The 25,509-nt window shown below is 58.8% G+C and carries 24 protein-coding genes; 11 read left to right on the top strand and 13 right to left on the bottom strand.

Going from position 1 to position 25,509, the window contains the following annotated elements; translation table 11 throughout:
* Nucleotides 1-86 precede the first annotated feature (86 nt).
* The 6 genes from AB8E48_RS02470 to AB8E48_RS02445 form a co-directional block, all read right to left on the bottom strand.
* Nucleotides 87-539 (bottom strand): fluoride efflux transporter FluC, encoded by a 453-nt coding sequence (locus tag AB8E48_RS02470; RefSeq protein WP_070666816.1) that lies wholly within the window; start codon nt 537-539, stop codon nt 87-89.
* Nucleotides 539-943 (bottom strand): CrcB family protein, encoded by a 405-nt coding sequence (locus AB8E48_RS02465; RefSeq protein WP_368885638.1) that lies wholly within the window; start codon nt 941-943, stop codon nt 539-541. The genes AB8E48_RS02470 and AB8E48_RS02465 overlap by 1 nt, the downstream gene beginning before the upstream one ends.
* 143 nt (nt 944-1,086) lie before the next feature.
* Nucleotides 1,087-3,882: an MMPL family transporter gene (locus AB8E48_RS02460; protein WP_368885637.1), complete on the bottom strand. Its 2,796-nt coding sequence runs from the start codon at nt 3,880-3,882 to the stop codon at nt 1,087-1,089.
* A 190-nt stretch (nt 3,883-4,072) separates the two neighbouring features.
* Nucleotides 4,073-4,774 (bottom strand): TetR/AcrR family transcriptional regulator, encoded by a 702-nt coding sequence (locus tag AB8E48_RS02455; protein ID WP_313969197.1) that lies wholly within the window; start codon nt 4,772-4,774, stop codon nt 4,073-4,075.
* A gap of 280 nt (nt 4,775-5,054) precedes the next feature.
* Nucleotides 5,055-6,719 carry a sensor histidine kinase gene (locus AB8E48_RS02450; protein ID WP_368885636.1) on the bottom strand — a complete coding sequence of 555 codons (1,665 nt, stop codon included), beginning with the start codon at nt 6,717-6,719 and terminating at the stop codon, nt 5,055-5,057.
* Between the two features lie 93 nt (nt 6,720-6,812).
* Entirely contained in the window at nt 6,813-7,556 is a 744-nt protein-coding gene (locus tag AB8E48_RS02445) for a response regulator transcription factor (RefSeq protein WP_368885635.1), read from the bottom strand.
* Between the two features lie 259 nt (nt 7,557-7,815).
* Between AB8E48_RS02445 and AB8E48_RS02440 the strand changes: the two genes are divergently transcribed.
* From AB8E48_RS02440 to AB8E48_RS02415, 6 genes are all read left to right on the top strand, one after another.
* Complete coding sequence (locus AB8E48_RS02440; protein ID WP_314910126.1) at nt 7,816-8,688, top strand: PRD domain-containing protein; 873 nt, start codon at nt 7,816-7,818, stop codon at nt 8,686-8,688.
* A 713-nt stretch (nt 8,689-9,401) separates the two neighbouring features.
* Nucleotides 9,402-10,382, top strand: coding sequence for a mannose/fructose/sorbose PTS transporter subunit IIA (locus AB8E48_RS02435; RefSeq protein WP_368885634.1), 981 nt, complete (start codon nt 9,402-9,404; stop codon nt 10,380-10,382).
* On the top strand, nt 10,379-11,248 hold the full coding sequence (locus AB8E48_RS02430) for a PTS mannose/fructose/sorbose transporter subunit IIC (protein ID WP_049360185.1): 870 nt from the start codon (nt 10,379-10,381) through the stop codon (nt 11,246-11,248). The genes AB8E48_RS02435 and AB8E48_RS02430 overlap by 4 nt, the downstream gene beginning before the upstream one ends.
* A gap of 11 nt (nt 11,249-11,259) precedes the next feature.
* Nucleotides 11,260-12,114: a PTS system mannose/fructose/sorbose family transporter subunit IID gene (locus AB8E48_RS02425; RefSeq protein ID WP_049352264.1), complete on the top strand. Its 855-nt coding sequence runs from the start codon at nt 11,260-11,262 to the stop codon at nt 12,112-12,114.
* Nucleotides 12,115-12,286: 172 nt separating this feature from the next.
* Entirely contained in the window at nt 12,287-13,060 is a 774-nt protein-coding gene (locus AB8E48_RS02420; protein WP_049352261.1) for an HAD family hydrolase, read from the top strand.
* Between the two features lie 135 nt (nt 13,061-13,195).
* A complete protein-coding gene (locus tag AB8E48_RS02415) occupies nt 13,196-13,720 on the top strand; it encodes a hypothetical protein (RefSeq protein WP_193389299.1) in 525 nt (174 codons plus the stop codon).
* 181 nt (nt 13,721-13,901) lie between these two features.
* Here the strand turns inward: AB8E48_RS02415 and AB8E48_RS02410 are convergent, their stop codons facing one another.
* From AB8E48_RS02410 to AB8E48_RS02395, 4 genes are all read right to left on the bottom strand, one after another.
* Nucleotides 13,902-14,249: a hypothetical protein gene (locus AB8E48_RS02410; RefSeq protein ID WP_049338642.1), complete on the bottom strand. Its 348-nt coding sequence runs from the start codon at nt 14,247-14,249 to the stop codon at nt 13,902-13,904.
* 11 nt (nt 14,250-14,260) lie between these two features.
* On the bottom strand, nt 14,261-14,788 hold the full coding sequence (locus tag AB8E48_RS02405) for a hypothetical protein (protein WP_368885633.1): 528 nt from the start codon (nt 14,786-14,788) through the stop codon (nt 14,261-14,263).
* A gap of 193 nt (nt 14,789-14,981) precedes the next feature.
* The gene (locus AB8E48_RS02400; protein ID WP_368885632.1) at nt 14,982-16,724 is read right to left on the bottom strand and encodes a cation:proton antiporter; all 1,743 of its coding nucleotides are present in this window, start codon (nt 16,722-16,724) and stop codon (nt 14,982-14,984) included.
* A gap of 249 nt (nt 16,725-16,973) precedes the next feature.
* Complete coding sequence (locus tag AB8E48_RS02395) at nt 16,974-17,924, bottom strand: biotin synthase (RefSeq protein ID WP_368866573.1); 951 nt, start codon at nt 17,922-17,924, stop codon at nt 16,974-16,976.
* A 291-nt stretch (nt 17,925-18,215) separates the two neighbouring features.
* Between AB8E48_RS02395 and AB8E48_RS02390 the strand changes: the two genes are divergently transcribed.
* From AB8E48_RS02390 to AB8E48_RS02370, 5 genes are all read left to right on the top strand, one after another.
* Nucleotides 18,216-18,818 (top strand): TetR/AcrR family transcriptional regulator, encoded by a 603-nt coding sequence (locus AB8E48_RS02390; protein ID WP_005504130.1) that lies wholly within the window; start codon nt 18,216-18,218, stop codon nt 18,816-18,818.
* Between the two features lie 274 nt (nt 18,819-19,092).
* The gene (locus tag AB8E48_RS02385; protein ID WP_368885631.1) at nt 19,093-20,490 is read left to right on the top strand and encodes a galactokinase; all 1,398 of its coding nucleotides are present in this window, start codon (nt 19,093-19,095) and stop codon (nt 20,488-20,490) included.
* Between the two features lie 433 nt (nt 20,491-20,923).
* Complete coding sequence (locus tag AB8E48_RS02380) at nt 20,924-21,088, top strand: ribosome recycling factor (RefSeq protein WP_314658182.1); 165 nt, start codon at nt 20,924-20,926, stop codon at nt 21,086-21,088.
* A gap of 465 nt (nt 21,089-21,553) precedes the next feature.
* Complete coding sequence (locus AB8E48_RS02375) at nt 21,554-21,874, top strand: glutaredoxin domain-containing protein (protein ID WP_049326839.1); 321 nt, start codon at nt 21,554-21,556, stop codon at nt 21,872-21,874.
* Nucleotide 21,875: 1 nt separating this feature from the next.
* Nucleotides 21,876-22,694: a shikimate 5-dehydrogenase gene (locus AB8E48_RS02370; RefSeq protein WP_294627305.1), complete on the top strand. Its 819-nt coding sequence runs from the start codon at nt 21,876-21,878 to the stop codon at nt 22,692-22,694.
* 342 nt (nt 22,695-23,036) lie between these two features.
* On the opposite strand, the gene AB8E48_RS02365 is transcribed toward AB8E48_RS02370, so the two are convergent.
* From AB8E48_RS02365 to AB8E48_RS02355, 3 genes are all read right to left on the bottom strand, one after another.
* The gene (locus AB8E48_RS02365; RefSeq protein ID WP_368885630.1) at nt 23,037-23,861 is read right to left on the bottom strand and encodes a rhomboid family intramembrane serine protease; all 825 of its coding nucleotides are present in this window, start codon (nt 23,859-23,861) and stop codon (nt 23,037-23,039) included.
* A gap of 34 nt (nt 23,862-23,895) precedes the next feature.
* The gene (locus tag AB8E48_RS02360; protein WP_314364384.1) at nt 23,896-24,723 is read right to left on the bottom strand and encodes a rhomboid family intramembrane serine protease; all 828 of its coding nucleotides are present in this window, start codon (nt 24,721-24,723) and stop codon (nt 23,896-23,898) included.
* 170 nt (nt 24,724-24,893) lie between these two features.
* A complete protein-coding gene (locus AB8E48_RS02355; RefSeq protein WP_368885629.1) occupies nt 24,894-25,421 on the bottom strand; it encodes a peptidylprolyl isomerase in 528 nt (175 codons plus the stop codon).
* Between the last annotated feature and the right edge of the window lie 88 nt (nt 25,422-25,509).

Raw genomic sequence — 25,509 nt, 5'->3', positions numbered from 1 at the left:
GGCTCTATGGCTTACCCTAGGCGAAACTGTGAAAAACCTGTACATGCCACCCGGACACGCCACACAAACCACTACAGCCGGTGCCGTCAGTACAGAACATCCGGCGGGAACACCGGCGCAATATACCGACCAAACAGCAGCACGAACAAGAACGCGCCCGCAATCGCAGCCACCATCGCACCCACAACCTGCACCAGCCACAGCATCAGGAACTTCACCATCTTGCCCTCAGAGCGGGCGGTCAGCGCCTCCACCATGGCGGTCGAGAAGGTCGTAAAACCACCCAGCAGACCGGTCGTAATCACCGTGCACCAGAACGCCACCTGATCCGTGGCGTTATAGTGCACGCCCAGCGCGCGAGGATTCGATACCGGCAAAATCAGCAGACCGTACAGGAACGAACCCACCAGGTTAATGACGAACACCGGGCTAATAATCGACGACTCCGTACGCAGACGAGGCGACATCGCCTTGTCGAGGAAGAAGCGGGTCATCGCACCCAGACCGCCGCAGAGGAACACCATCAGAGCGAAAAACATTAGCGACCCTCCTCATCATCACGGGCGGGCACCAGGCGGGACGCCAAGAAACTACCCGTCAGCATGCCGGCTGCGGCGGCAACCAAACCACCCACGAGCAGCACCAGAATCGCCAGCACCATATACCCGCCGTGCACCGTGTAGGGCAGGAAAATCGTCTGCGCCAGTACCGCAGCAATCGACGAATACGTCGTGTAGCCGCCCATCATACCCGCACCGAACAGCAAACGGAACGAGTGAATCTGCTCCTCACCATCACGGCGCGCGTAGGCGTTCCACACCATCGTCAGCAGGCCCAGCGTGAACGAACCCAGCAGGTTCGCCACCAGTACGCCACCGGGAGTGTACACGCGGCACAGCGCGCCCGTGCCGCCGCCCAAAAAGACAAGAAAAGGGGCAGGCACACGGCTCAGAACGCCTCCTATCCCCTGCCGGATACTCGCGCGGTTCCTCATCACCGTGCACCTGCCCTTTCATCTCGTATTAGTCTTCAGAGTGCGCTACAGCGCACAAACGCACACTAATACTTTACTCTGACCCGAGGCTCTTACCCGAGCTTGCTACCCGATTCGGCGGCGGCAGTCTCACGCTCGTGCTGAATCTTTTCACTCAGCGCGGCGCCCTCAACGTCCATATTCGGGGTGAGGCGGTCCAGCCACTTCGGCATCCACCACACCTTATCGCCCAGCAGAGCCATAATCGCCGGGGTCAGCGTCATGCGCACAATGAACGCATCCACGAGCACGCCGAACGCCAGGCCGAAGCCCATCGGGCGGATCATGGTCGAATCAGCGAAGATAAAGCCACCAAACACCGAAATCATGATAATTGCGGCAGCCACCACCACACGCACCGCATGGTTATAGCCGCTCACAATGGCGGTCGCCGCGTCCTTGCCGTGCACGTACGCTTCACGCATGCCGGTCACCAGGAACATCTGATAATCCATGGCGAGACCAAAAAGAATACCGATGAGCAGGGTCGGCAGGAAGGACAGCACCGGGCCCGGGTGGTCCACGCCGAAGAGGGAACTCATGAAGCCCAGCTGGTAGATGGACACCACGGCACCGAAGCTCGCCAGCACCGAGAAGAGGAAGCCCACCGAGGCAACCAGCGGAACCAGAATCGAGCGGAACACCAGGATCAGCACCAGGAAGGACAGACCCATCACCACGCCCAGGTACAGGGGCAGCTTCTGCGCGAGCACCTCGGAGACGTCAATATTGCCACTGGTCTGACCCGCAATGCCGAGAGAGACCTCAGAGCCCTGAACCGGAACGGTTACGGCACGTAGCTCATGAACGAGCTCTTCGGTCTCCACAGAGCTTGCACTGTGGGCAGGAATCACCTGGAAAATCATGAGGGTACGGTCATCCGTCATGCCGCCGGGAACCACAGCCTGCACGTTCGCGCCACCGCGCTCCTTCACAGCGGAAGCAATATCAATCTGCGCCTGCTGAGCCTGCTCCTCGCTCATATTCGCGGGGGTGTGCGCAACCGCAACCAGCGGGGCGCTCATGCCCTCACCGAACTTGTCCTTGACCAGCGCGTAGGACTTATACGCGGCGCTATCGGAGGGGTAGTTCGAGGCATCCGGCAGGCCCAGACGCATCTGCGACATGGGTGCAGCAGCAACCAGCAGCGCCACAGTACCCACCACCAGGGTCAGCAGCGGACGCGCCAGCACGAGGCGCAACCAGCCGTTCGGTTTCTCGGTGCGTTCGGCATCCTGCGCGCGGCGCTCCTCAATCTTCTTCGGAGTATCGATGGAAGCCCACAGCTTCTTCGGCATGATTTTGGCGCCCGCCAGGGACAGCACCGCAGGGGTGAGAGTCACCGCAATCAGGGCGGCAACCACCACACAGAACGCGGCGGCGTTACCCATCACGCCCAGGAAGGGAATACCGGTCACATTCAGCGCAACCAGCGCAATAATCACGGTGCTTGCCGCAAAAATCACGGCATTACCGCTCGTGCCGTTCGCCAGGGCAATTGCCTGGACCTTCGGCATGCCGTCAAGCAGGTTCGTGCGGTAGCGGTTCAGGATGAACAGGGAATAGTCGATGCCGACCGCCAGGCCGAGCATCAGACCCAGAGTGTAGGCGGTCGAGCTCATCTGAATGACGGAAGACAGCGAGAGCGTGCCGAGCACACCCACCACCACGCCCACCAGCGACATGAGAATCGGCAGGCCGGCAGCCACAAGGGTGCCGAGCATGACCATCAGCACGATGAAGGCGATGACCATACCCGCAACCTCACCGGTGTGCGAACCGCCGCCGAGCGCGGATTCGCTCAGGTTCGCGTCGAACTGGACGGTCGCCCCGTGCAGGTTCACCGACTCGATATCGGACATGACCTTCTGCAGGTCGGCGGAGGGAACCTCGAAAATCTTCTTCTTGAACGAGACGGTCGCAATTGCCGTGGACTGATCCTCGGAGACCATACGGTAGCCGGCGGTGAAGTCGTACAGCTTCTGCTGACGTTCCAGCTGCTCACGCTGCGCCGGCAGGTCACTCTCGGTCTTCTGTAGCTGGTTGCGCTGCTCATCCAGCTTCTTCTTGCCTTCAGCCAGCTCGTCCTTCTTGGAAGCAATCTCTGCGCGGCCCGCATCGACCTGCTTCTGGCTCTCGGCGAGGGTGTCGCGCTGCTGGTTGAGGGCGTTCTGCTGTTCGGTCAGCTGCGTCTGCTGGGTGTTGAGGTGCTCCATCATAGCGGCGGGTGAGCCTGCCGCCTCCGCCTGGGCGTAACCCTCCTTCAGCTGTGCCTGTGCGTCGTCGAGCTGCTTCTGCGCCTCGTCCAGCTGCTTTCGACCAGCGGTAATCTGCTCCTGCGAGTCGTCGAGCTTCTTCTCGTTCTCGGCAATCTGCTTGGTGCCCTCTTCAATCTGGGATGCGGCGGCACTCAACTGCTTTTTGCCGTCCTCAATTTGGGCGGGGGCGGCGTCGATCTTGGTGTGCACCTCGTCGAGCTGGTTTTTCGCCTCGGCAAGCTTGGAGGTGGTGGTGAACGGGTCGGTGACCGCGTCCACGGAGGGCACCTCGGCGGTGAGCTTGTTCAGCGCAGTAGAGAATGCTTGCTTCTGTTCTTCGGTGAGGGCGGTGCCGTCACCGGTGGTGAGAATGATTTGTCCGGAGCCGCGGTTGGCGCTCGGGAAGCGCTGTGCGAGCTCGTCGGAGAGTTGCTGGGTCTGCGTTCCGGGCATGGTGAAGGTGTTGCTGAGCTTGCCGTGGAACGCGGTGTAGGCACCCGCTACACCTGCAATGATGAGTACCCAGGCAAGGATGACAGCCCAGGCACGGCGGGCGGCGGCTTCACCGATGCGGTAGAGCCATGTAGCCATGAATTATTCCTTTGAAGTTGAGTGAGCGAAGAGTTTGTGGTGTTGGGTGCGTGTGAGTACGGTGATTGCCCTGTTTTGCCACCCGCATACTGAGGTGACGCCCCTGTTTTTGGGCAAAAAACACCCCGCTTCGGGCACCTGCAGGTGAGGTGCCCGAAGCGAGAGTTTTTGAGCGTGAATGCTATGGGGCTTAGCTTGCGAATTCGCCCTGGACCAGGCGGCCCAGGTAGTCGAGTGCCTCGAGTACGCACTGGCGCATTGCTTCGATGGCGAGTGCTTCGGGGTGGGTGTCTTCGGGGGCTTCCGCTGCGACCTTGGCGGTTACTTCTTCGGCGCGGGTGAGGTAGTAGTAGACGCCTTCACCGATGGTTTCGGAGAGGTTGGAGGCGAAGACTGCCACGCGCAGGTAGGGCAGGTCGGGGTATGCCTCGAGGTATCGCTCGAGGAAGATGTCGTAGGTGCGCTCGAGGATGACGTGCGAGTATTCCTCGAACTTCGCGGGGCTGTCCATTTCGAGGGCGTAGAGCAGGTGTGCGAAGGGTGCGATGTACTCTTCGAGGGTGTTGCTCATGAAGACGTTGCGGGCGATGGAGAGCATTTCGGCTTCCATGCTTGCGTTTTCGCCGGAGATGGTGAAGTCGCATTCTTCGAAGATGCGGTTGAAGTACTGGTTCATGCGGGTGACCAGCACGTCGTCTACGGAGGCGAAGTGGTTGAAGATGGTGCGGCGGGAGACGCCGGCGCGTTCTGCGAGTGCTTCTGCGTTGAGGGCGCCGTAGCCGCCCTCGAGGATGAGGGCTTCTGCTGCCTCAACGATTGCGATGCGGTTCTCCGCCTTGCGGGCGGAGCGCTTGTCCGTGATATTTGCGGGGGATTCAACAAGATTAGCCATGTTTTTTACAATACGCGCATTGTTTCACCGGGGGTAACTATTTTGGGGTTAGATTGACCACATATTTGCACTCCAGGTAATAAACTTGAAGTGCAGATTTAATGTTTACTCAACAAGTAATTTAGTGTTTTTGCACGTCAACCCACCATAAAGCCGCAAAAGCACCACAAAGGGGAGCAGAGTGTACACACAGCACACCTCACTCCCCCTCAAGCAGCCATTCACAGAGTGGACGCACGCGGACCAGGTAGCAAACCAGACCGGCTGATCAGACGCCGGACTAGGCAGCCGGCTGAAGACGCGCATCCAGCGGCAGGCGCACCGTAAAGACCGTATGACCCGGCTGACTCTGCACCTGAATCGAACCACCGTGCGCCTGCACAATCGCCTGCACAATCGCCAAACCCAGGCCGGTGGTTCCATCCGAGCCGGAGCGCGCCTTGTCGGCGCGGGTGAAGCGGTCAAAAATCTTCGGCAGGAATTCGGGCGCAATACCCGGACCGTTATCGGTCACGGTGACCACAGCCTCGCGGCGTGCCGCATCCACCGACAGACCCGCGGTCACGCGCGTACCCTCATCGGTGTGCTTGCGGGCGTTCGAGAGCAGGTTCAGAATCACGCGCTGAATCTGGGAGCGATCCGCCACCACTTCGACGGGCTCATCGGGCAGGTTCAGGTGCCATTCGTGGGTGCGGGCTGCCGCCTGCATGTCGGAGGTGCACTCGAGCACCAGCTCGGTCAGGTCAACCTGCTCCAGCTTGGGTTCGCGTCCCTCATCGAGGCGGGCGAGGGTCAGCAGGTCTTCCACGAGGCGGGACATACGCTCGGTCTGCGAGTCGATACGCGCCAGGGAGGACTGGCCGGACTCGCTGAGCGGTTCGGTCCAGCGGAGCATATCGGAGTAGCCCTTAATGGCGGCGAGCGGCGTGCGGAGTTCGTGGGAGGCGTCCGCGATGAAGGCGCGAATCTGATGCTCGGTGCGTTCGCGCACTTCGAGGGCTGAGTTCACGTTATCAAGCAGCTGGTTGAGGGCGTAGCCGACCGCGCCCACTTCGGTACGCGGGTCGGAGTCACGCGGCTCCACTCGCACCGCCGAGGAGATGGTGTGTTCCTCCAGGTCAAGGTGCGCCACATCGGTTGCCACGGCGGAGACTCGCTCCAGCGGTTTCATGGTGCCGCGAATAATGTAGGAACCTGCCACACCGGCGCCGACCATTACGGCGATGGATCCGAGGGACACCACAATCACGAAAATAGTGAGGGTCTGCTGCACGTTGGCGAGCGGAATACCGACTACCTGGGCATCGGCACTGTTGTTAGCCTTCGGGGTGATTTTCACGAGGTACAGACCGGATTCCAGTTTGACCTCTCGGACTTCTTCTTTGGTGGCGTTCAGCGCCATGGTTCCGAGGGTTACCTGATCGTTAGCGGAGAGAGTTTGTACGGTGCCGTCTTTGGCGAGCTTGCTGGCGATTTCTACGGCACCTTCAGACTCCACGCAGGTAATGATGGTTCCGGACGCCTGACCGGGTGCGAAGAGCGAGTTGCTCTTCTGTAGGTCACTACAGTCCACTTCTTCTCGTTTGCCATCTCGGGAGGTCGGCTGCACCACGCGGTGGCTGGTTTCTTTGAGATCACTCTGGGCCTGCTGGTAGAGGGAGTTCTGCAGGGTCACGTAGGTGGACAGACCAATGATGAGGCAGGCAATGCCGAGCGCTGCCACGAGGATTGCAATGAGACGCGAACGCAGATGGGGCACGTAGCCCAGTTCTTCGGGGGATGCTTCGGGGTTCCGCATGCTCTTCCAGGCGGCGCGTAGGCGCACGAAGAAGTTCCCGCGGGAGGGTGTAGCACCATCCTGCGCGGGGGAACCCGCACGTAGGAGGCGGGTTGCTTCGTTATCTGAGGAGGCGGGTTCACCAGGTGAGTAGGAGCCCACGAGCATCCTTTCTTTCTATATTCGAAATACGGAATATAACTGATATGGCGCGGTATAACCGGGTGTTATACCGCGCCATATGAAGAGCAGAGAATAAACTTAGACAGCGGGACGCAGCACGTAACCGGCACCGCGCACGGTGTGAATCATCGGTTCGCGGCCGACGTCAATCTTCTTACGCAGGTACGAGATGTACAGCTCCACAATATTTGCCTGACCACCGAAATCGTAGTTCCAGACATTGTCGAGAATCTGGCTCTTGGAGACCACGCGCTTCGCGTTTTCCATGAGGTAGCGCAGCAGGTCGAACTGGGTTGCGGTGAGGTTGATCTGCTCGCCGCCGCGGGTGACCTCGCGGGTGTCCTGGTTCAGCACCAGGTCGCCGACGACCAGCTCAGCATCGTCAATGGCGGCGACACCGGAGCGCTGCACCAGGCGGTGCAGACGAATCATGACCTCTTCCATGGAGAAGGGCTTGGTCACGTAGTCATCCGCACCGGCAGCAAGACCCTCAATACGGTTGTCGACCGAGTCCTTAGCGGTCAGGAAGAGGCAGGGAACCTCGGGGTAGACCTTACGGATACGGGAGAGCAGTTCCAGGCCGTCAAAGCCGGGCATCATGATGTCCAGCACGAGCACGTCGGGTCGCCAGTCGCGGGCAATCGCGAGCGCGGAGGGGCCGTCACCGGCGGACTGCACATCCCAGCCGATCATTTTCAGGCCCATGCTGACGAGTTCCTTGAGCATTTCCTCGTCGTCAACGACGAGGGCGCGGATGGGGCTGCCGTCCGGGTGCTCGAGTGCGGGAAGGTTCTTGGCGATTTCGGTTGCTTTACTGCTCATGTGGTTAAGAGTATCGCGATTTAGGGTTCACGGTGGGGCGGGATCCGGTTTTCAGCCGCAAACTTATGGAATGCTTGCCCGCGTCACAGCTGGGGCACAGTTTCGCGCCGCCCATTATCCCAGCCACGCGCGTTAACCCTTCAATACGGGTTCAATCTTTCGGTAAAATTTGTAGTAGCTTAGGTGATACTCAATCGCCTTTTATTGTTTCAGTGTGTCACCCCGACACAGGCGCCCCGACACCCGCAGAGGAGGACACATGCGCATTAGCCGTATTTATAACAATAATGTTGTCCTCACGGTGGATCATTACGGCAAGGAGTCCGTGATGATTGGTCGCGGCATTGCTTTTGGTAAGCGTAAGGGTCAGCTGATTGACCCGTCTGCGGTGGAGCAGACGTTTGTGCCGGAGCAGGGCATGTCGGGTGAGCGTTTGAGCATGACTCTGTCTGAGATTCCGGCGGAGATTCTGTCGATTGCCACGCTTTTAGAGTCGAAGGTGCGCGCCGAGGGTGCACTGGAGTTGTCGAACTCGTTTATTCTTCCGCTGGCTGATCACCTGCACTATGCGGTGGTTCGTGCGCGTGACGGGGTGCGGGTGCAGTATCCGCTCGCCCCGGAGGTGACTGTTCTTTACCCGCGCGAGGTGGAGTACGGCCGCACGGTGTTGGCGATGGTTCGCGAGCGCCTTCAGGTTGAGCTCGACCCGAACGAGGCTATCCCCCTGGCGTTGCACCTGGTCAATGCGCAATTTGCGACGGCGGATATGTCTCAGGCGTTCCGCATGACTGAGGTTTTCGCACAGGTTTTTGAGATCATCGAGGCGAGTTACGAGCAGAAGATCGACCCGGATTCGATGAGCGCGGCACGTTTTGTGACGCATCTGCGGTACCTGTTTGTGCGGGCGAGCCGCGCCTCCGCGGAGTCTGCGGAGCGTGCTGAGGATGAGGTGTCGCAGCCGAGCCTGTTGGCGGCTCTTCGTGCGGATGCACCGCGCGCCTACGCGTGTGCGCAGAAGGTTTTGTTGGTGCTGCAGATGCAGTTGAAGCAGAGCCTGACTCGTGACGAGTTGACGTATTTGACGATTCATATTGCGCGTCTCGCGCGGGATATGTGGGGCGTTAACGCGTAGCGTATGCCCTGTAGAAAGCGACCGGGGTTCTCGGTCGCTTTTTCTATGCCCGAAATCCCGGTGAGGAAATCCCGGTAAGGGTTTCGAGTGAAGAGTCTAAAGCAAGGAGTCTAGGGAAGCACTGCCGGGCGGAACGTGGCCGTTAAAGGTGAGCCGCTATTTATAGATACAACCTGTCACTAAAATGTCGTTTTCCCGTGTTTTCTTTCGCGCGTTAGCGCGTCGATTTAAATTTTGAAAATGACGGTTCTTAGCTGCGTCTTCCAGAAATACCATTCTGTGGACAGACCGCAGGAAAATGTGGGTTTTTTATTATTCCCACATGTTTTGATTCGCACACTCATTTTTTGCTCGGTATTTTCTTTGTAAATCTTTTTCTCGCGCTCATGCAATCCGTATATTCCACATCAAACATCTCGTCAGTCCACCAGCAAGACGCCAACATTCCCGAATTTTCGCGAGAATAACGCCTTCCCCTTCGTACGGGCAAGCATTTTTCGGTGTTCTGTTTAAATTTTTTACACCCTGGCAATAAATACGTGTTTTGACATCAAAAACCCATATTCCAACACCGATAAAAATGTCACAAGAACCTAAAGTGTGCATCCTCAGAAAAAACCCACAAAGCACAAAAACAACGTGTTACTATCTGAGAATTATGAGGCCCCTCACGGGCCCTATACACACCATGTCACGAAAACGAGAGGACCACTATGGTCACTATCATTGTGGCGGCACACGGCGAGTCGGCTCCGGCTCTGCTGAAGACCGCCGGCATGATCCTCGGTAACTTCGAAAACGTCCACCCGGTCACCTTCCTGCCGGGTCAGGGCCCCGAAGATCTCGTCGAAGAGTACACCCGCATCGTTGAGGCATCCGACGCAGAAGAAACCCTGCTGCTGGTCGACCTCTTCGGCGGTAGCCCCTACAACGCCGGTGCGCAGTTCGCAGCCACCCGCGAGGGCGTCGACGTCGTCTCCGGTGTCAACGTACCGATGCTTATTGAGGTCATCTCCGGCGCAGGCCGTAAGAACGCAACCCTCAAGTCCCTGGTCGCCAAGGCACACAAGGCGGGCACCAAGGGTATTCGCTCCTTCCAGGAAGCGAACCAGCCCGCAGCCGCTAAGCCCGCCGAGGCGAAGCCCGCAGAGACCAAGGCGGTCGAAGTTCCGGCTGCTCAGCAGGTTCCCGGCGGCACCATGGACGCTATCTTCACCCGCATCGACTCCCGCCTGATTCATGGTCAGGTGGCGGGCACCTGGGTTCCGTATATCGCACCGCAGACCTTCATTGCGGCGTCCGATAATGCGGCACACGATCAGCTGCGCAAGTCCCTGCTGCTGCAGGTCGCACCGACCAGCGTGAAGACCAACGTCCTGGACATCGCTAAGGCGGGCCGTGTGTACAACAACCCCAAGTACACCGGTATGAAGACCATGTTCGTCGTAGAATCCCCCGTTGACGTGGTGCGACTGCTCGACGAAGGCGTCAAGATCAACGAAGTGAACGTTGGTGGCGTCACCTTCAAGACCGGCATGGTTCAGCTCTCGGACGCAGTGTACGCCTCCGAGGAGCACCTGGAAGCCTACCGCGAACTCATTAAGCGCGGTGTGAAGCTGACGGTGCAGCAGCTGCCCAACCACTCCCCGGTTGATTTGGAAAAGATCCTCAAGCAGAAAGGCCTGGACGCATGAGCGCCCTGACGTTTATTCTCGTTGTTCTCGTGGCGTTCATTGCGGGCGTCGCATCCGTGGTGGACGAGCGTCAGTTCCACCGCCCCCTGGTCGCTTGTACCCTGATGGGTTTTGCGCTGGGTGACCCGACTACCGGCATTATGCTCGGTGGCGCACTGGAGCTCATCGCACTGGGCTGGATGAACGTCGGTGCGGCTATGGCTCCCGACTCGGCTCTGGCATCCACCATCTCCGCTGTTGTTGTGATTCAGGGTCACCAGGACATCACCACCGGTATTGCTATTGCTGTGCCGCTGGCTGCGGCAGGTCAGGTTCTGACCATTTTCGTTCGTACCATTACGGTGTTCTTCCAGCATCAGGCTGATAATTTCGCGAAGACCGCGAACTTCCGCGGTATTGAGTTGATGCACATTAGCGGTATGGCTCTGCAGGGTCTGCGCGTGGCTATCCCGACCGCTATTGTGGCGCTGATTAGCTCCGACGAGCTGACCCGCCTGCTGAACATGATTCCTGCCGAGGTGACCACCGGCCTGCGCATCGCCGGCGGCATGATCACCGTGGTCGGTTTCGCAATGGTCATCAACATGATGCGTTCGAAGGCCCTCATGCCCTTCTTCTTCCTCGGCTTCATCGCCGCCGCCGCTATCCCGGCAACCCAGTCGATTGTGCCGCTACCCGGCGGAAGCTCAAAGGACGTCCTCGTGGCACTGTCCACCCCGGCACAGTTCAACCTGGTTGCTATCGGCCTGGTCGGCGCCTGCCTGGGCCTGCTGTACACGCAGCTGAACCCGCTCTTCCATAAGAGCGAGGCACCCGCCGTAGCACCGGCAACCGCAGCAAACGACCTCGATAACGAGCTCGAGTAAGGAGCATCATCATGACTGAGAACAAGAACGTCGAGCTCGTTGAAGTTCCCGAGCTCACCCAGCGCGATAAGGTCGAAACCTACTTCCGTTCCACTTTCCTGCTCGGTTCGTTCAACTTTGAGCGTATGCAGTCCATCGGTTTCGCGGTTTCTATGATTCCGGCGATTAAGCGCTTCTACACCAAGAAAGAAGACCAGGCGGAGGCGCTGACCCGCCACCTGGAGTTCTTCAACACCCAGCCGTGGGTTGCATCCTCGATTATGGGCGTGACCGCTGCGATGGAGCGTGAGAAGGCAGCCGGTAAGGACATTGACGAAGCCGCCATCACCAACGTTAAGGTGGGCCTGATGGGCCCACTGGCCGGCGTGGGCGACCCGATTTTCTGGGGTACCGCACGTATCGTGCTGGCGGCTCTGGGCGCATCCCTGGCGGTGACCGGCAATATTCTGGGCCCGCTGCTGTTCTTCTTCGGCATGACCGCAATTCGTTGGGCAACCCGCTGGTACGGCTTCAAGTACGGCTACGAGAAGGGCACCCAGATTGTGACCGAGGCGGGCGGCAACACCCTGCAGAAGATTACTCAGGGCGCCTCCGTGATGGGCCTGTTCGTGATGGGTGCTCTGGTGTACCGCTGGACGAGCGTGAACATTCCGTTGCCACTGACTAGCTACACAAACCAGGCGGGCGAGACGGTAAATGTGACCGTCCAGTCCGTGCTGAACGATCTGCTGCCGGGCCTGGCCTCGCTGGGTCTGTGCTTCCTGTGCATGTGGCTTCTGAAGAAGAAGATTAACGCCATCTGGTTGATTTTCGCCCTCTTTGGCGTGGGCATCCTCGGTTCCTACCTGGGATTCCTGGCTCTCTAAAAATATGAGGAATGAGCCCTTTCACCCTTCAGTGAAGGCGTGAGATTCAGGGGCTATATCTCAAGTGGTGGGGGTGCGGTCGGTACACTTAAAAGTACCGGCGGCACCCCCGTTTTTTATGGGTTGCGGCGCACAATTCGCGGCAATGCAGCCCTCCCGCGAAGGAGTTTCTATGACCAAATTGATGGCTTTCGATCTTGACGGCACGATCCTGTTTAACCGTGCCGTGGAGCCTGCCACTGAGCAGGCGATTGCCCGCTGGCAGGCGGAGGGTAACCTGGCGGTCTCGTGCACGGGCAAGAGCATTTTTGCCACGCAACTGGCGTTGAACCCGACCGCCATCCGTTTTGATTACCACGTGCTGTACACGGGTGCGGTGATTACTGACCGGCAGTACCGGGTGATTTACCATCAGCCTCTTCCGGTGAGTGTTGTGCAGGCGTGCTACGAGCATTTCAGCACCGTGGACGGCGTGGCATTGTTCGCGACCACCCTGGATAACGATTACAGCCTCTGCGACCGGGTGGGTTCGTCGACGAATATTCTGCCGGAGTTCACTCCCCTGCCGGCTGATGACCTGCAGAACCATGAGTACGTGGGCGTACCCCTGTGGATTCCGGATGCGCAGGTCCGCGAGGCGGCGTACACCTGGATCCTGGAGCGTTTTGGTGATTCGGTGGACTGCCATAAGAACCAGGATTTCTTGGATATTGTGCCGCCCGCCTGCACGAAGGGCACCGGCCTGCAGCACCTGGTGGAGTACCTGCAGTCGGAGCATCCGGGTAGCTCCTATGAGGTGCATACGATTGGGGACTCGTGGAACGATATCGACATGCACCGCTACGCCGACCGTTCGGCGTCGTTCTGCTACTCCCCCGATGAGGTTAAGGCTGTCACCACCGATTGTGTGGATAAGGCGTACGAGTTTATTGAGGCTTCCCTGTAGAAGCTGCCGAGGTGGCGTTTAGGTGCGGCGAGCGCTAATCCTGCCACCCGCTTCCGCGTACTCGCCGTCTACTCCCCCGTTTCACGTGAAACACCCGCTTTCCCGTTACTCCCCGTGTACCCCCGTGAGGTTTCTATGTGCCCTTCCGCTTCTCAGCCCCGTAAGAACCAGCCCGGCAAGGATCAGTTTCCCAAGAGCCAGTCCCAGAAGAGCCAGCAACCGGAGCCTGCCCAGTCTTACGACCCGTCCAGCTTCTCTGACACCTTCCGCGCTATGGCGCGTGAATCACTCGTGAAGAACCAGAAGAACCGCCCGGACTCCCCCATCGTCTCGATTTCCCCGGTGCTGATTGTTTTGGGCGCCATTGCGGCGGCACTGTACGGGCTGTGGCAGAGCTGGGCGTGCCTCATTCCGCTGGTGCTGATTCTGGTGCTCATGTGGGTGCGGTACACGATGCAGCGTCAGGCTCTCAACGATTTCGCCGAGCTGGAGGCGGCACGCACCGCATGGAAGAAGACCCGCGACCGCCAGTACCTGAAGCTGATGGCGGCGCAGTCGGCGCGTATCCTGGATGAGAATAAGGCGCTGACCAAGCAGGCTCGCGCGCATGTGCAGGAGTACGCGGATTTCGCGGCACAGAAGCTGGGTGCTCAGCGCTAAAGACCCCACTGCGCTCGCTCACCCCTCCTCCAAAAACAAAAGTATTCGACGAGCGTTAGTCGAGGTGAGCATTCAGGCGCAACAAAAGACCGTAACCACTCCCCTGTACGGGGGCGGTTACGGTCTTTTATTTACGTCAGATACCCTCTGCGGGGGTCTTTTACGTCTTAGGGGTTACGCCCTAGTTGGTCTTCTGTGCGGGTGCTTCAGCAGGCTCTTCTGCGGCTTCCTCGACGGACTCCGCAGATCCTTCGTCTGCGCTGTCAGTAGCCGGAGCCTCGTCCAATCGCTGCACCACAGCGGGGCGGTCATCAAAGCCGCGGCGGGTGCCTCGGGCAGCCTTCGCCTCCATGGTGTACAGCTGCTCGCGATTCGTCAGCACCACCAGGGTCATGGCGTTCAGGCAGACACCCACAATGCACAGAATCCAGCCGATCAGCATGAACCGACCACCGGAAAGCACCGCGCCGGAAAGCATCAGGGCAACAGAAACCAGGTACGCCGGGGAAAGCAAAAACTTCGTATTCACTACCGACCTACCTAGCGTGCGTTGGAGCGGGGCTTGGGGGTACGACCCGAACGGGGACGCGAGGGCAGAACGCTCATACGGCCGGGGGCACGATCAACAATCGGCTGAGATTCGGTGGGCTCTTCCTCGCGGACCTCTGCAGTTTCAGCGGGCGCGGTCGCCTCAACGGTCTCAGCTGCCTCAGCGGGAGCTACTTCCTGCTCAGCCTGCGCCGCTACTTCGTGCTCACCTACCTCCTGCGCCGCCACCTCATGCTCAGCAGCTTCACGCTCTTCACGGCGGTGCTCTGCGCGCTCGCGGATACGGTTCTCCACGGAGGATTCGAAACCGTCCAGGTTGGTCACCAGTGCGGGGGTCGGGTCACCCTTCGCCTTACCCACGGACAGCACAAAGGCGAGGACGTTCAGGCCCAACGCAAGGATGAGAAGGATCCAGCCGAGCCACAGGAGCCAGGGGTTGGAGGTTCCAATCAAGAGCGCGCCGCAAAAAATTACGCCGAGGGAGGTCAGGTACGCAGGCGAGAGAGTCTTGAAGTCCATGTCTACTTTCAATGTGTTCGTGAGTTTGAGAGAGCTAACGTACGTTCACTACGTTTCCTGTCTCATTTTAGGTGATAGTTGAGGCTTAATCTGCTTCTGCCCCTGTCTATCGCCTGTGAGCTAAAGACCAGATGGCTTATCTCGGTGGCGTAGGCAGGGGCAGAAACGTAGTGTTCGCGCACGGGCGTACCGGCTAGGACTTGGGGGTTACCTCGTTGGTGACCAGGGGCGAGGCGGGCGCGTTCTCGACCACGGGGATTGCGCTGGTGCTCAGGGTGCCCTGGTGCTTCTTCCAGAGGTTGTAGCGTTCGAGGGCGACCGCGCCGGCGGTCATGGCGGGAAGAATGAACATGCCGGAGGAACGGATGCTTTCAGCCTGCGCCAGGATGTCCAGCTTACGCACCACGCGGGTCACGTCGTGGGAGTCGTAGCGGTCCTGAGCGGCAATGACCTCGTTCTGCGCGGCGACGAGGGCGGCGTCGCGCAGGCGCACGAAGTCGTTCCTCTTGCCCTTAATCTTCTCCATGTGCTGCTTGTATTCTTCGGGTAGCGCCTCGCTAATTTCGTCGCGACGGGTAATAGCGGAGCACATTTCCTTCACGCGCGCGTAGGTCTCGGGGTCGGTGGTTGCCTTCGCCTCCGCCTGCAGTGCTTCAAGAGCCGCATCCTGCGCAATCTTGAGTAGTTCGGGTACGGCGGTTTCTTCTTCGTGGTTAGCCTGAACGCCAAGGACCTTCACGAGCATGGGTAGGGTCAGGCCGGGCAGCACGAGGGTGAAGAAGAGCACGGAGAGCATCATGACGATGGCGTCCTGGCGGACCTGTTCGGTGCCGTTGACCACGGGGATGGACAGGGCAAGAATCAGGGTTACGAGGCCTCGCATGCCGGACCAGGTCATGATGATAACTTCAGCAAAGCTTTCGGGGGCGCCCTCGTGGATGGGGTTCTTGCGTCCTGCCAGCCAGATAATGGTGAACCAGATGAGGCGTACCAGGATGGCGACCAGGGCAACCAGGGCACCGTCAGCGAGGAGGCCGGTGATGCGAGAGGGGTCGGCGGTGGCGATGATGCTACTTGCCTGCAGGCCGATGAGGCCGAAGGCGACACCGGTCATGAGCAGCTCAATGATCTGCCAGAAGGAGGTGGAGGAGAGGCGTTCTTCCGCTTCGAGTGCCGCCATGTATTTGGTGCTGGTGAACTGGATAGCGCCGATGACCACGGCAATAACGCCGGAGGCGTGCACGCTTTCAGCAGCGAGGTAGGCGCCGAAGGGGATCATGAGGGTCACGGCGTTGCTGGTGACCACGTCGTGGGCACGCTGGCGAACGTAGCCGCCAAGCCAGCCGAAGATATAACCAATAATGACCGCGAGGATCGAGCCGAGCACGAAGTCCTTGGCGACCGAGAGCGGCTCGATGTGGTGGCCGCTGGTCATGGAGTGGATTGCGGCGTGGAAGAGAACGATTGCGATAGCGTCGTTGAAGCTACCTTCGGTCTGCAGAGTACCGATGAGGCGGCGGGGGATGCCGACGGGCTCAGCGACTGCTTCCACGGCGACGGGGTCGGGCGGGGAGACGGCGGCACCGACGGCAAGGGCGACGGCGATGGTCATACCGGGGACCCACCACATGGCTGCGCTGGCAATTGCCAGGGCGGAGACGGTGGTGAGAAGGACCGAGTAGAGCAGTACGGATCTCCAGCGGCGGCGCAGGGTGCCCCAGGAGAATTTAACGCCGATGGCCCACAGTAGCGGCGGAAGGAAGATCGGCAGGATGATGTCGCTGTCGATAGTAAGATCCGGTCGGTTGGGGATGAAGAGCGCGGCGGTGCCGAGCAGGGTCATCATGACCGGCCAGGGGAGGTTGAGTCGGTCACCGACGCTGACCATAAACACGGTCGCAATCAGGATGATGACAATAACGGAGAGGTAAAGCATTGGTCCGGTGTTGTTCCTTTCGCGCGGCTAGGGTTAGTCGGCTACGTCTTTCTACTCTACCGGAGGGGCTCATTCCGCTTTTCGGATATGGGGGTTCTGCAGCGTTTATTGTGGTGTTGTTTACCTCTAAGCCTAATGCTCTTTACGGAATATAGAGTTTTCCCCTGAATATCTCTGCTTTTCAGCAGGTTATTCAGGGGAAAATTCTATATTTGGAATATATCGATTGGGGTAGCTACCTCTAGCAGATTACTTAGAGCCGCATCCACCAGCACCGCAGCCACAACCGCCAGCGGGAGCTTCCTCCACGACCGGTTCAGGCTCGTCGTGGCCACCACAGCAGCCACCCTTTTCTTCCTTTGGTTCGTCGTGGCCGCCGCAGCAACCGCCACCACCGTGGGAGTGGCCGTGAGACTCAGCCGGAGCTTCAGCGGAGGAACCGCATCCACCCGAGCCACAGCCACAACCACCGGCGGAAGGTGCCGGCTCCTCGTGGCTACCGCAGCCACCCGAACCGCAGCCACAGCCGCCACCGTCGACCGAGCCGCAGGCGGAGCCGCGTGCGTCGCGGTGACCCATGAGGTCCACGCCGAGGTCGGAGAGGTAGCGCAGGTAGCCTGCGAGGGCGTCACGTCCAGCGGTACCGGAAATGACGATGCCGCCGTGGCGCAGAGCCTTGAGCACCTCGTTGACCATGGGCCACTGCTCAATGTCGTCGGTAATGGTGATGGCGCTGACCACGTGCATTGCGAGGGAGGTCAGCGAGCGCAGGGACTGCTCGTAGCCTTCGGGCAGGTGGATGACCTTGGCGGGTGCCGCCAGGCGCAGGATGGACAGTACGCGCATCAGCATCATGGGTACTGCATTTTCGGGCAGTAGTACGGTCACGCCGATGGCGGAGGATTCAGCAATACGTTCAATGCTTGCCGCGAGTTCTTCGGAGTCGATATCGCGGGAGATATCCAGTACTTCGTAGGAGTCCACGGCGATGGAGCGGGTGCCCAGGGCGTCGGCGAGTGCTTCGTCTTCGGTGTGGATTGCAATCATGTTGCGGAATTCGTTGCGGCGCACGACGGAGGCTGCCTCGATGAGGGCGAAGTCCTGTCCGTCACCGTCCACGAGGAGGGTGTGGATTTCTTCGCGGTTGAGGCCTTCGCCTGCGGTGGCGCGCTCGATTAGTTCAGAAAATGCATTGCTCATACCGAATATTAAACACCCCCTTTTACTCTGTGCGCCCGCGAGGTTTACCTGTCTTGGCGGTTTTGGGCGGTTTAAGACGTGTTTTTATGCCGAGAGCGTGGGCGGCTACCTATTCTGTGTGTGCTGGAGCGTTTTTGGTAGCAAAAGTGCTCGTGAAACGCGAAACGTTCGCTCTGATTGAGTGAGAATCGACATTCATTTTTGAGGCTGTGCCGCGTATTTGCGCGGTTTTTGTTTGCCGCGGGGTGCATCTTGCTCACGTTACAGATTTGAACACCCTAAAATGAAAGGGTGGTACTTTCCCGTGAAAAGATTCTAGATACCGCCTACGAGGTCTTGGCGACCTACGGTTTGGCGGACCTTTCCATGCGCCGACTTGCTCAGGAGCTTCACGTGGCTCCCGGCGCTCTGTACTACCACGTGAAGAATAAGCAGCAGCTTCTCATTCTGTTGGCGGATTACATTCTGGCTCGTGCCCCGAAGTCGATGTCTGAGGAGGCTGAGCCGAATCCGGAGGCTATTCGTGCTTCGATGATTCGCCGCGGTGATCTTCTGTTCTCTCTGCTGTACCCGATTCGTGAGTGCCCTGAGGTGGTGCGTTTGAGTTTGACTCTGCACCCGCGTGAGTTGAAGCCGGTGGTGGCTATGGCTCATGAGTTCCAGGCTCTTGGTTTGGGTCATGCGGAGGCGCTGCGTCGTGCTCGTTTGTTGACTCATATTGCGTTGAGCCTGGTGGAGGAGTATCAGACTCTGCCGCTGATTTCGCCTCAGGAGGCTGTGGCGAGCGGCGATGTTCCTCTGATTGAGAATGCGTTTAACCGTTACCGCCAGGATTTGCTCTCTGCCATTGACACGATGATGGTGGTGCAGGAGCCTTATACGCAGGATGCGTAATCGCTTAGCCCTTCTTTTGGTTTATTAGTTATGTATGGTGCCCCGTGCTCCCTTGTGGGGGTGCGGGGCTTTTGCGTGCGTTGGTGCTGGCTGCTCTGCCGCGCCCTGGTACCTGCTGCGCCCTGGTACTGGTGCGGTTTGGCGGTTGAGTCGATGTTCGCTGGTTTTCTGCTTTAGTCTAGATGTGACACGTGCTTGTACCCGGAGTGTATCGGGTGCGCGAAGGGTGTCGTTTATGTTTTAGTGCCCTGTTGGGCTTTATCAGAGGTGTTCCATGTCGATGACCGCTACCGCCCAGTGGGCGGCTCTTCCGGACCATAGCGCGGAGATTGCGCGTGTGCGTGAGGAGTTTATTACCGCGTACGGTTATGAGCCTGATGGTGTGTGGTCTGCGCCTGGGCGTCTGAATCTTTTGGGCGAGTACATTGATTTTTTGGGTGGCTCGTGCCTGCCGATGCCGTTGCCGTACCGCACCTATGTGGCGGGTGCGTTGCGTCGTGATGGTGTGTTGCGCGCGGCTTCTTTGCAGATGCCCGGCGACGAGCGCACGGTCGTGATTCGCGATATCCAGCCGGGTCATTTAAAGGGCTGGTTCACCTATGTGGCGGGTGTTGCGTGGGCGATGAATCAGGAGGGCGGCAGGGATATTATGCTGCCCGATGAGTTTGGTGCTGACCTGCTGATTAATTCTCGTGTTCCGGTGGGTGGCGGTTTGTCGTCTTCGGCGGCTTTGGAGTGTTCGACGGCGTTGGCGTTGTTGGAGCTCTCGTGTCCGGTGCGTCAGGGGTGCCCGGAGGCGGATGCTACCCCGGCTGATAGTGATGCTTTGCGTGCGCGTCTGGCTCAGGTGTGTATTACGGCTGAGAATAAGGTGGCTGGCGCGCAGACGGGTGGTCTGGATCAGACGGCGTCGTTGCGTTCGTATCCGGAGCAGGCGCTGGTGGTTGATTTCCGTGATTTTTCGATTGAGCCGGTTGCAGTGGATATTGCTCAGCATGGGCTGAGTTTTTTGGTGATTGATACGAACACTCCGCATGAGCTGACGGATGGTGGTTTTGCGGCTCGTCGTGCGGCGTCTGAGGCGTGCGCTGAGGCGCTGGGTCTGCGTTTTTTGCGTGATGCCCTGCCGGAGGACCTGTCCTGTGCGGGTATGGATGCGCGCGCGGCGAAGGCGTGGCGTGCCGACCTGGTGGATTCTTCGGTGAATCGCGCCCTCGATGCGTTGGAGGATGCCGGCCGCCCCTGCACGTTCCCGCGTGGTTGGGTGCGTCACGCGTTCCACGATATGACTCTGGTGGGTCGTGCGAGCTATCTGCTGCAGCATGCGGATGAGCTGGGTTTTGCGGCGTTTGAGGAGGCGGGCCGTATTTTCACGGAGTCGTTTGTGTCGATGCGTGATGAGTTGTGTGTTTCTCGCCCGGAGATTGATGATGCGGTGCAGGTGTGTCTGGATCAGGGTGCGCTGGGGGCTCGTATTGTGGGTGGCGGTTTTGGTGGCGCGGTGATGGCGTTGATTCCGACTTCTCAGCTGGAGGCTGCCGCGGATGCGGTGGCAACCACCTATGCGGTGCGCGGTTATGCGGCGCCTCGTTTTTTGCCGATGGTTGCTGGTTTTGCGGCGTCTCATGATTGGTCGGCGGGTGCGGATCCTACGGATATTCCGGTCTTTTAGTGACGTCCCGTAGGGTCGTCATAAAGCGTCGGGGTGTCATACGGCGTATTTTTGGGGTTTTGAACAATATTCATAGCTGGAAGTTTCCTGCGAGTTTCTGCAAAAATCCTCCGCCCAGCACCTCAAATAACGCGCTGATAAGCCACGATTCTTTGGTCGTTAATCAAAAGCTTCCCCTCGTTTCCTGAGAGTGGTTTTTCTTGCCTCCGCGGGTATGTACACTTATCGACGGACGCAATCCGTGAGCTGTAAAGTTTCGATGCCTATAGTCCGGCATATGGATGGCATCTACACTGGGTTCTACCGTCACATACAAACCCAGCTTTCAGATTTCGTCCTCCAAAGCATCACACTCCGATTTAGCCCGTATGGGCGAATCACCCCTCACTTCAGGTGAGGCTTTAGAGCGCGTCAGCGCAGAAAGGAGGCCCTCGTGGGCTTCGATATCAAGGGCGCCGTTGAGCAGGGCCTCGACAAGGCTCAGGAAGTCATCAACGAGAAGGCTGGCAAGGAGGTCGTCACCGACGAGCACGTTGCTAAGGTTGAAGAGGTCGTGACCGACAACGTCTCCAAGCTGACCGACAAGTTCGGTAAGTAAGACGACAGTTGCTGCGGGATTGGCGCCCCGCCTCGCCTCCTCATGAGGCAGGGCGCCAGCCCCGAGCATTTGGTGGAAAGCTTTCACTCAACATCTCTCTCGAATAATGGGGCGCACTGCCCCGCCTGGGTTCTTTCATTCACCGACTCACTCGGCATATTGCTCAGCTTCGGTTACCGCCTGGTAGCCTGTTTTCACTCTTCTTTACTCTTACTCAGCACAAGTGCTCGCGCTTTCTCGCGAACTGTATACGCCCCGCATCATTGGTCCGGCAACCTTGGTGTGGGGCGTATGCCGTTAAGGCGCGGGGTCTGAGAGTGCGCCGCGGACGTTCGCCGTATGAGGACCTCTCCCCTGCGCCTGCATGCTCAGGCTATGCTTGATACATCAAATGATTGTGCTGCGCCCTCGGGCAGGTTTTAGCGCCTCCTGGAGACCGCGGAGCACCCCGTCTATGGAGGAACTATGTTTGAACGTCAGCAGTCCGATCAGCAGAAGGCACGCGAGGTTATGAAGGATGGCGGTGTCGTCATTTACTGGCGCCCCGGCTGCCCCTACTGCGAGGCTCTGGATTCTAAGCTGGGCGAGCTCGGCGACCACGCTACCTGGGTGAACATTTGGGAGGATCCGCAGGCTGAGGCGCACGTGAAGTCCCTGAACGACGGCAACGCGACCGTCCCCACCGTGGATACCGGCGACACCCACTTTGTGGTCGCTGACTTGGTGAGCCGCAACAAGGTGAAGAAGCTGATTGAGAACACCCTCAACTCTGGCGGCGAGGCTTAAGATGGCTCGCCCAGCGCTGAACCGCGATACGACGGTCTGCATTTCCTTGTCTGGTCGCCCGTCGAATCACGGTATTAAGTTCCACAATTACCTGTACGAGAAGCACAGTCTGGATTACCTGTACAAGGCGATGACCACCACCGATATTGAGGGCGCCATCGCTGGCGTGCGTGCGCTGGGTATTCGTGGCTGCTCGGTGTCGATGCCGTTTAAGCAGGCTGTTATCCCGCTAATGGACGATATGGACCACTCGGCTGCGGTTATTGGTGCGGTGAACACGATTGTGAACACTGACGGCTTCCTGAAGGCATACAACACGGACGTGATTGCGGTGGCTTCCCTGCTGCGTTCGCATAACGTGGATCCCTCTCTGCCGTTCCTGCTACGTGGTTCGGGCGGCATGGCGGCTGCGGTGGCTGGTGCGTTCTTTGACGCGGGCTTCTCGCAGGGCATGATTATTGCCCGCAACGAGGAGACCGGCCGCGCGCTGGCTGAGCGTTACGAGTACGCGTGGGCGCCGGAGGTCGGTAACCTGCGTGCACCGATTCTGGTGAACGTGACCCCGATTGGTATGGCTGGTGGTGAGGAGAGCGAGGAGCTGTCCTACCCCGAAGAGGCTATTGCTGAGGCTCAGGTGGTCTTTGACGTAGTGGCGATGCCCGTTGAGACCCCGCTGATTCGCGCGGCTCGCGCGGCGGGTAAGGAAGTTATTCACGGTGGCGAGGTGATTGCTCTGCAGGCTGCTGAGCAGTTCCGCCTGTACACCGGCGTGGAGCTTACTCCCGAGGAGGTTGAGGAGGCGGAGGCTCAGGCGAACTAGGTTCGCGCCCGCTGCTTCTTCGCCCCGTGAGGGGCTCGATACGCAAAAGTGCCCGGAAGGTTTATCCTTCCGGGCACTTTTTGTTCTATCCGGCGCTTCGCGCCGAAATTTTTTGTAATTACACACATCCTGGTACTTAAGGTTTTCCACATCTGTGGAGAAATCTGGGGAAAACTCTTACACCCGTGTAATTCACCCTATGTAATTCGGTTGTTTTAGCCTGTATCCACAGGTTTTTAACATGTACTCACAATCGTGGAATTACACGAATGTAGTTATGCACAGTGTGGAAAACCTCTGTGGATAACCCTCTTCTGCGGCGGGTTTCCGCGGGTTTCAGGCTCAATAGCGACCCTTGAACCACCGCTGCAGGCCCTGTTGCTGCGGTGGCTGAGAAGACTCAGATGCCTCAGGCTTCTTGACGAACGGGAGAATCAGGAAGGTCGCGAGCGCGCCACTGATAAGGCCGCCGATGTGTCCCGCGTGGGAAATATGCGGGGTGAAGAGGTTCTGCACCATACCAATGCCGATAAGCAGAATAAAGAGGCGGGCGGTGTCCTTCTGCCTCCTAAGAATCAGGATGACGAAGAAGGCACCGTAGAGGCCGTACACGCCGCCTGATGCGCCCACGGCGCCGCGGTAGTAGGCGAAGATGTACACACTGAGGCCAGCGCCCAAGGTAGCAGCCATATATACGAAGAGGAACTTCCACCGCCCCATCATGCGCTCGAGGGACACACCGAAGATGAAGAGATAAATCATGTTCCACACCATGTGCATCGGGTCATTCTGCGAGTGCACAAACCCGTGCGTAATCAGGCGGTAGTACTCACCGCTGTGAACACGGGGACCCGACATCATGCCGAGGTTATACACCCAACGGAATGGAATAATCTGTTGCAGACCGTACACCACGACGTTAATCAGAATGAGCGTGTACGTAATATGCCAGTGGCGCGCCAGGAACGAGCCTTTCGCCTTTGAGCTACCGCCTTTGAGGTCACGGTAGCAATCGGGGCAGACTACACCCGCGCCCTGTGCCGTCTGGCATTCGCCGCAGACGGCGCGGTTGCAGCGCCCGCACTGGGCGTAGCTGACGCGGTCGGGGTGGTTGACGCAGACCGTTGGGCTCTGCCCGTAGTTCATGTAGTTGGGAAAGTTCTCCACTGCCTCTCCAAGGATTTTGTGCCGGATTTTCAGGCTAGTACCTGCCGTTTTGCCATTGCTGCGGGCTCTGCTGCGGCGGATCCGAGGACTCGGGCTTCTTCACAAACGGGACGAACAGCAGGGTCAGCAGTACACCGCCGATAAAGCCACCCGCGTGGCATGCGTGGGAAATATTCGGGTTGAAGAAGCTCTGAACCACACCAATGCCGATAAGCAGCATAAAGAGGCGCGCCGTGTCCTTTTGCTTCCTAAGAAGCAGAATCACGAGGAAGGCACCGTAGAGGCCGTACACGCCGCCTGATGCGCCCGCCACGCTCGTTGAAGGAGTCAGCACGTGCACGCCGAAGGCACCAAAGACGATTGAGCCCAGGTACACCACAAGGAACTTCCAGCGCCCCATCATACGTTCGAGAGATACACCGAAGATGAAGAGGTAAATCATGTTCCACACCAGGTGCATCGGGTCGTTTTGTGAGTGCAGAAAACCGTAGCTGATGAGGCGGTAATATTCACCGTGCTGAACATAGGGCCACCACATCATGCCGTGGTTGACCATCCACCTATTCGGGATAATCTGCTGCAGACCGTACATCGCGACGTTCAGCAGAATGAGCGTGTACGTAATGTGCCAGTGGCGCGCCAGGAATGAGCCTTTTGCTTTCGAACCTTGTGCCTTTGAGCTACCACCCGTGAGTTCGCGGTAGCAGTCGGGGCAGACCATGCCCACATCCAGCGCTACCTGGCATTCACCGCAGACGGTGCGGTTGCAGCGCCCACACTGGGCGTAGCTAACGCGGTTGGGGTGGTTGACGCAGACCGTGGGGCTCTGCCCGTAGCCTGCGTAGTTGGGAAAGTTCTCCACTGAACCTCCAGGGTCGTGTACCGGATCAACCGGGGTGGTGTGCGGGGGATGGCGCGCGTGGGCGTATAAGCGCAGGGGCCCACCGGAAGAATCCTGGCGGGCCCCTGAACTATACGTGTTTTCTCAACACCTTCAGCAGAATGCTCGTATGAGCCTTCTGATGGGGTTTATTAGAGCTTTTCGATGTCGATCGAGGAGATGACAACGTCCTTGACCGGGCGGTCCTGGAAGCCGGTCTCAACGCTCTCAATAGCGTCAACAACCTTCTTGGATGCCTCGTCGGTAACCTCACCGAAGATGGTGTGGCGGCCGTTCAGCCAGGGGGTCTCAACGGTGGTGATGAAGAACTGAGAACCGTTGGTGCCGGGGCCTGCGTTAGCCATTGCCAGCAGGTAGGGCTTGGAGAAGGAGAGCTCGGGGTGAATCTCGTCCTTGAACTGGTAGCCGGGGCCGCCAACGCCCATGCCCAGGGGGTCGCCACCCTGAATCATGAAGTCCTTGATGATGCGGTGGAACACGACGTCCTTGTACAGAGGGCTGTTCATGATTTCACCGGTGCGGGGGTGCTTCCACTGACGGGAGCCGTCAGCCAGGCCGATGAAGTTCTCAACAGTCAGCGGTGCGTGGTTGCCGAAGAGATCGACGACGATGTCACCGTAGTTGGTGTGGATAGTTGCCTTAGCAGTTGCATTAGTCATGGCTCTATTGTGGCACGGGGCGGCGCTCATTCGCCATCTAACATGTTTTTTCGCCCCGGGCGCACCGTTGGGCGGGCTTTTTGGGCGG

This window comes from Rothia mucilaginosa (assembly GCF_964211445.1).
Classification (GTDB): Bacteria; Actinomycetota; Actinomycetes; order Actinomycetales; family Micrococcaceae; genus Rothia; species Rothia mucilaginosa_E.
Note: the sequence above shows the minus strand (reverse complement) of the source record. Positions and strands in the feature narration are given on the sequence as shown.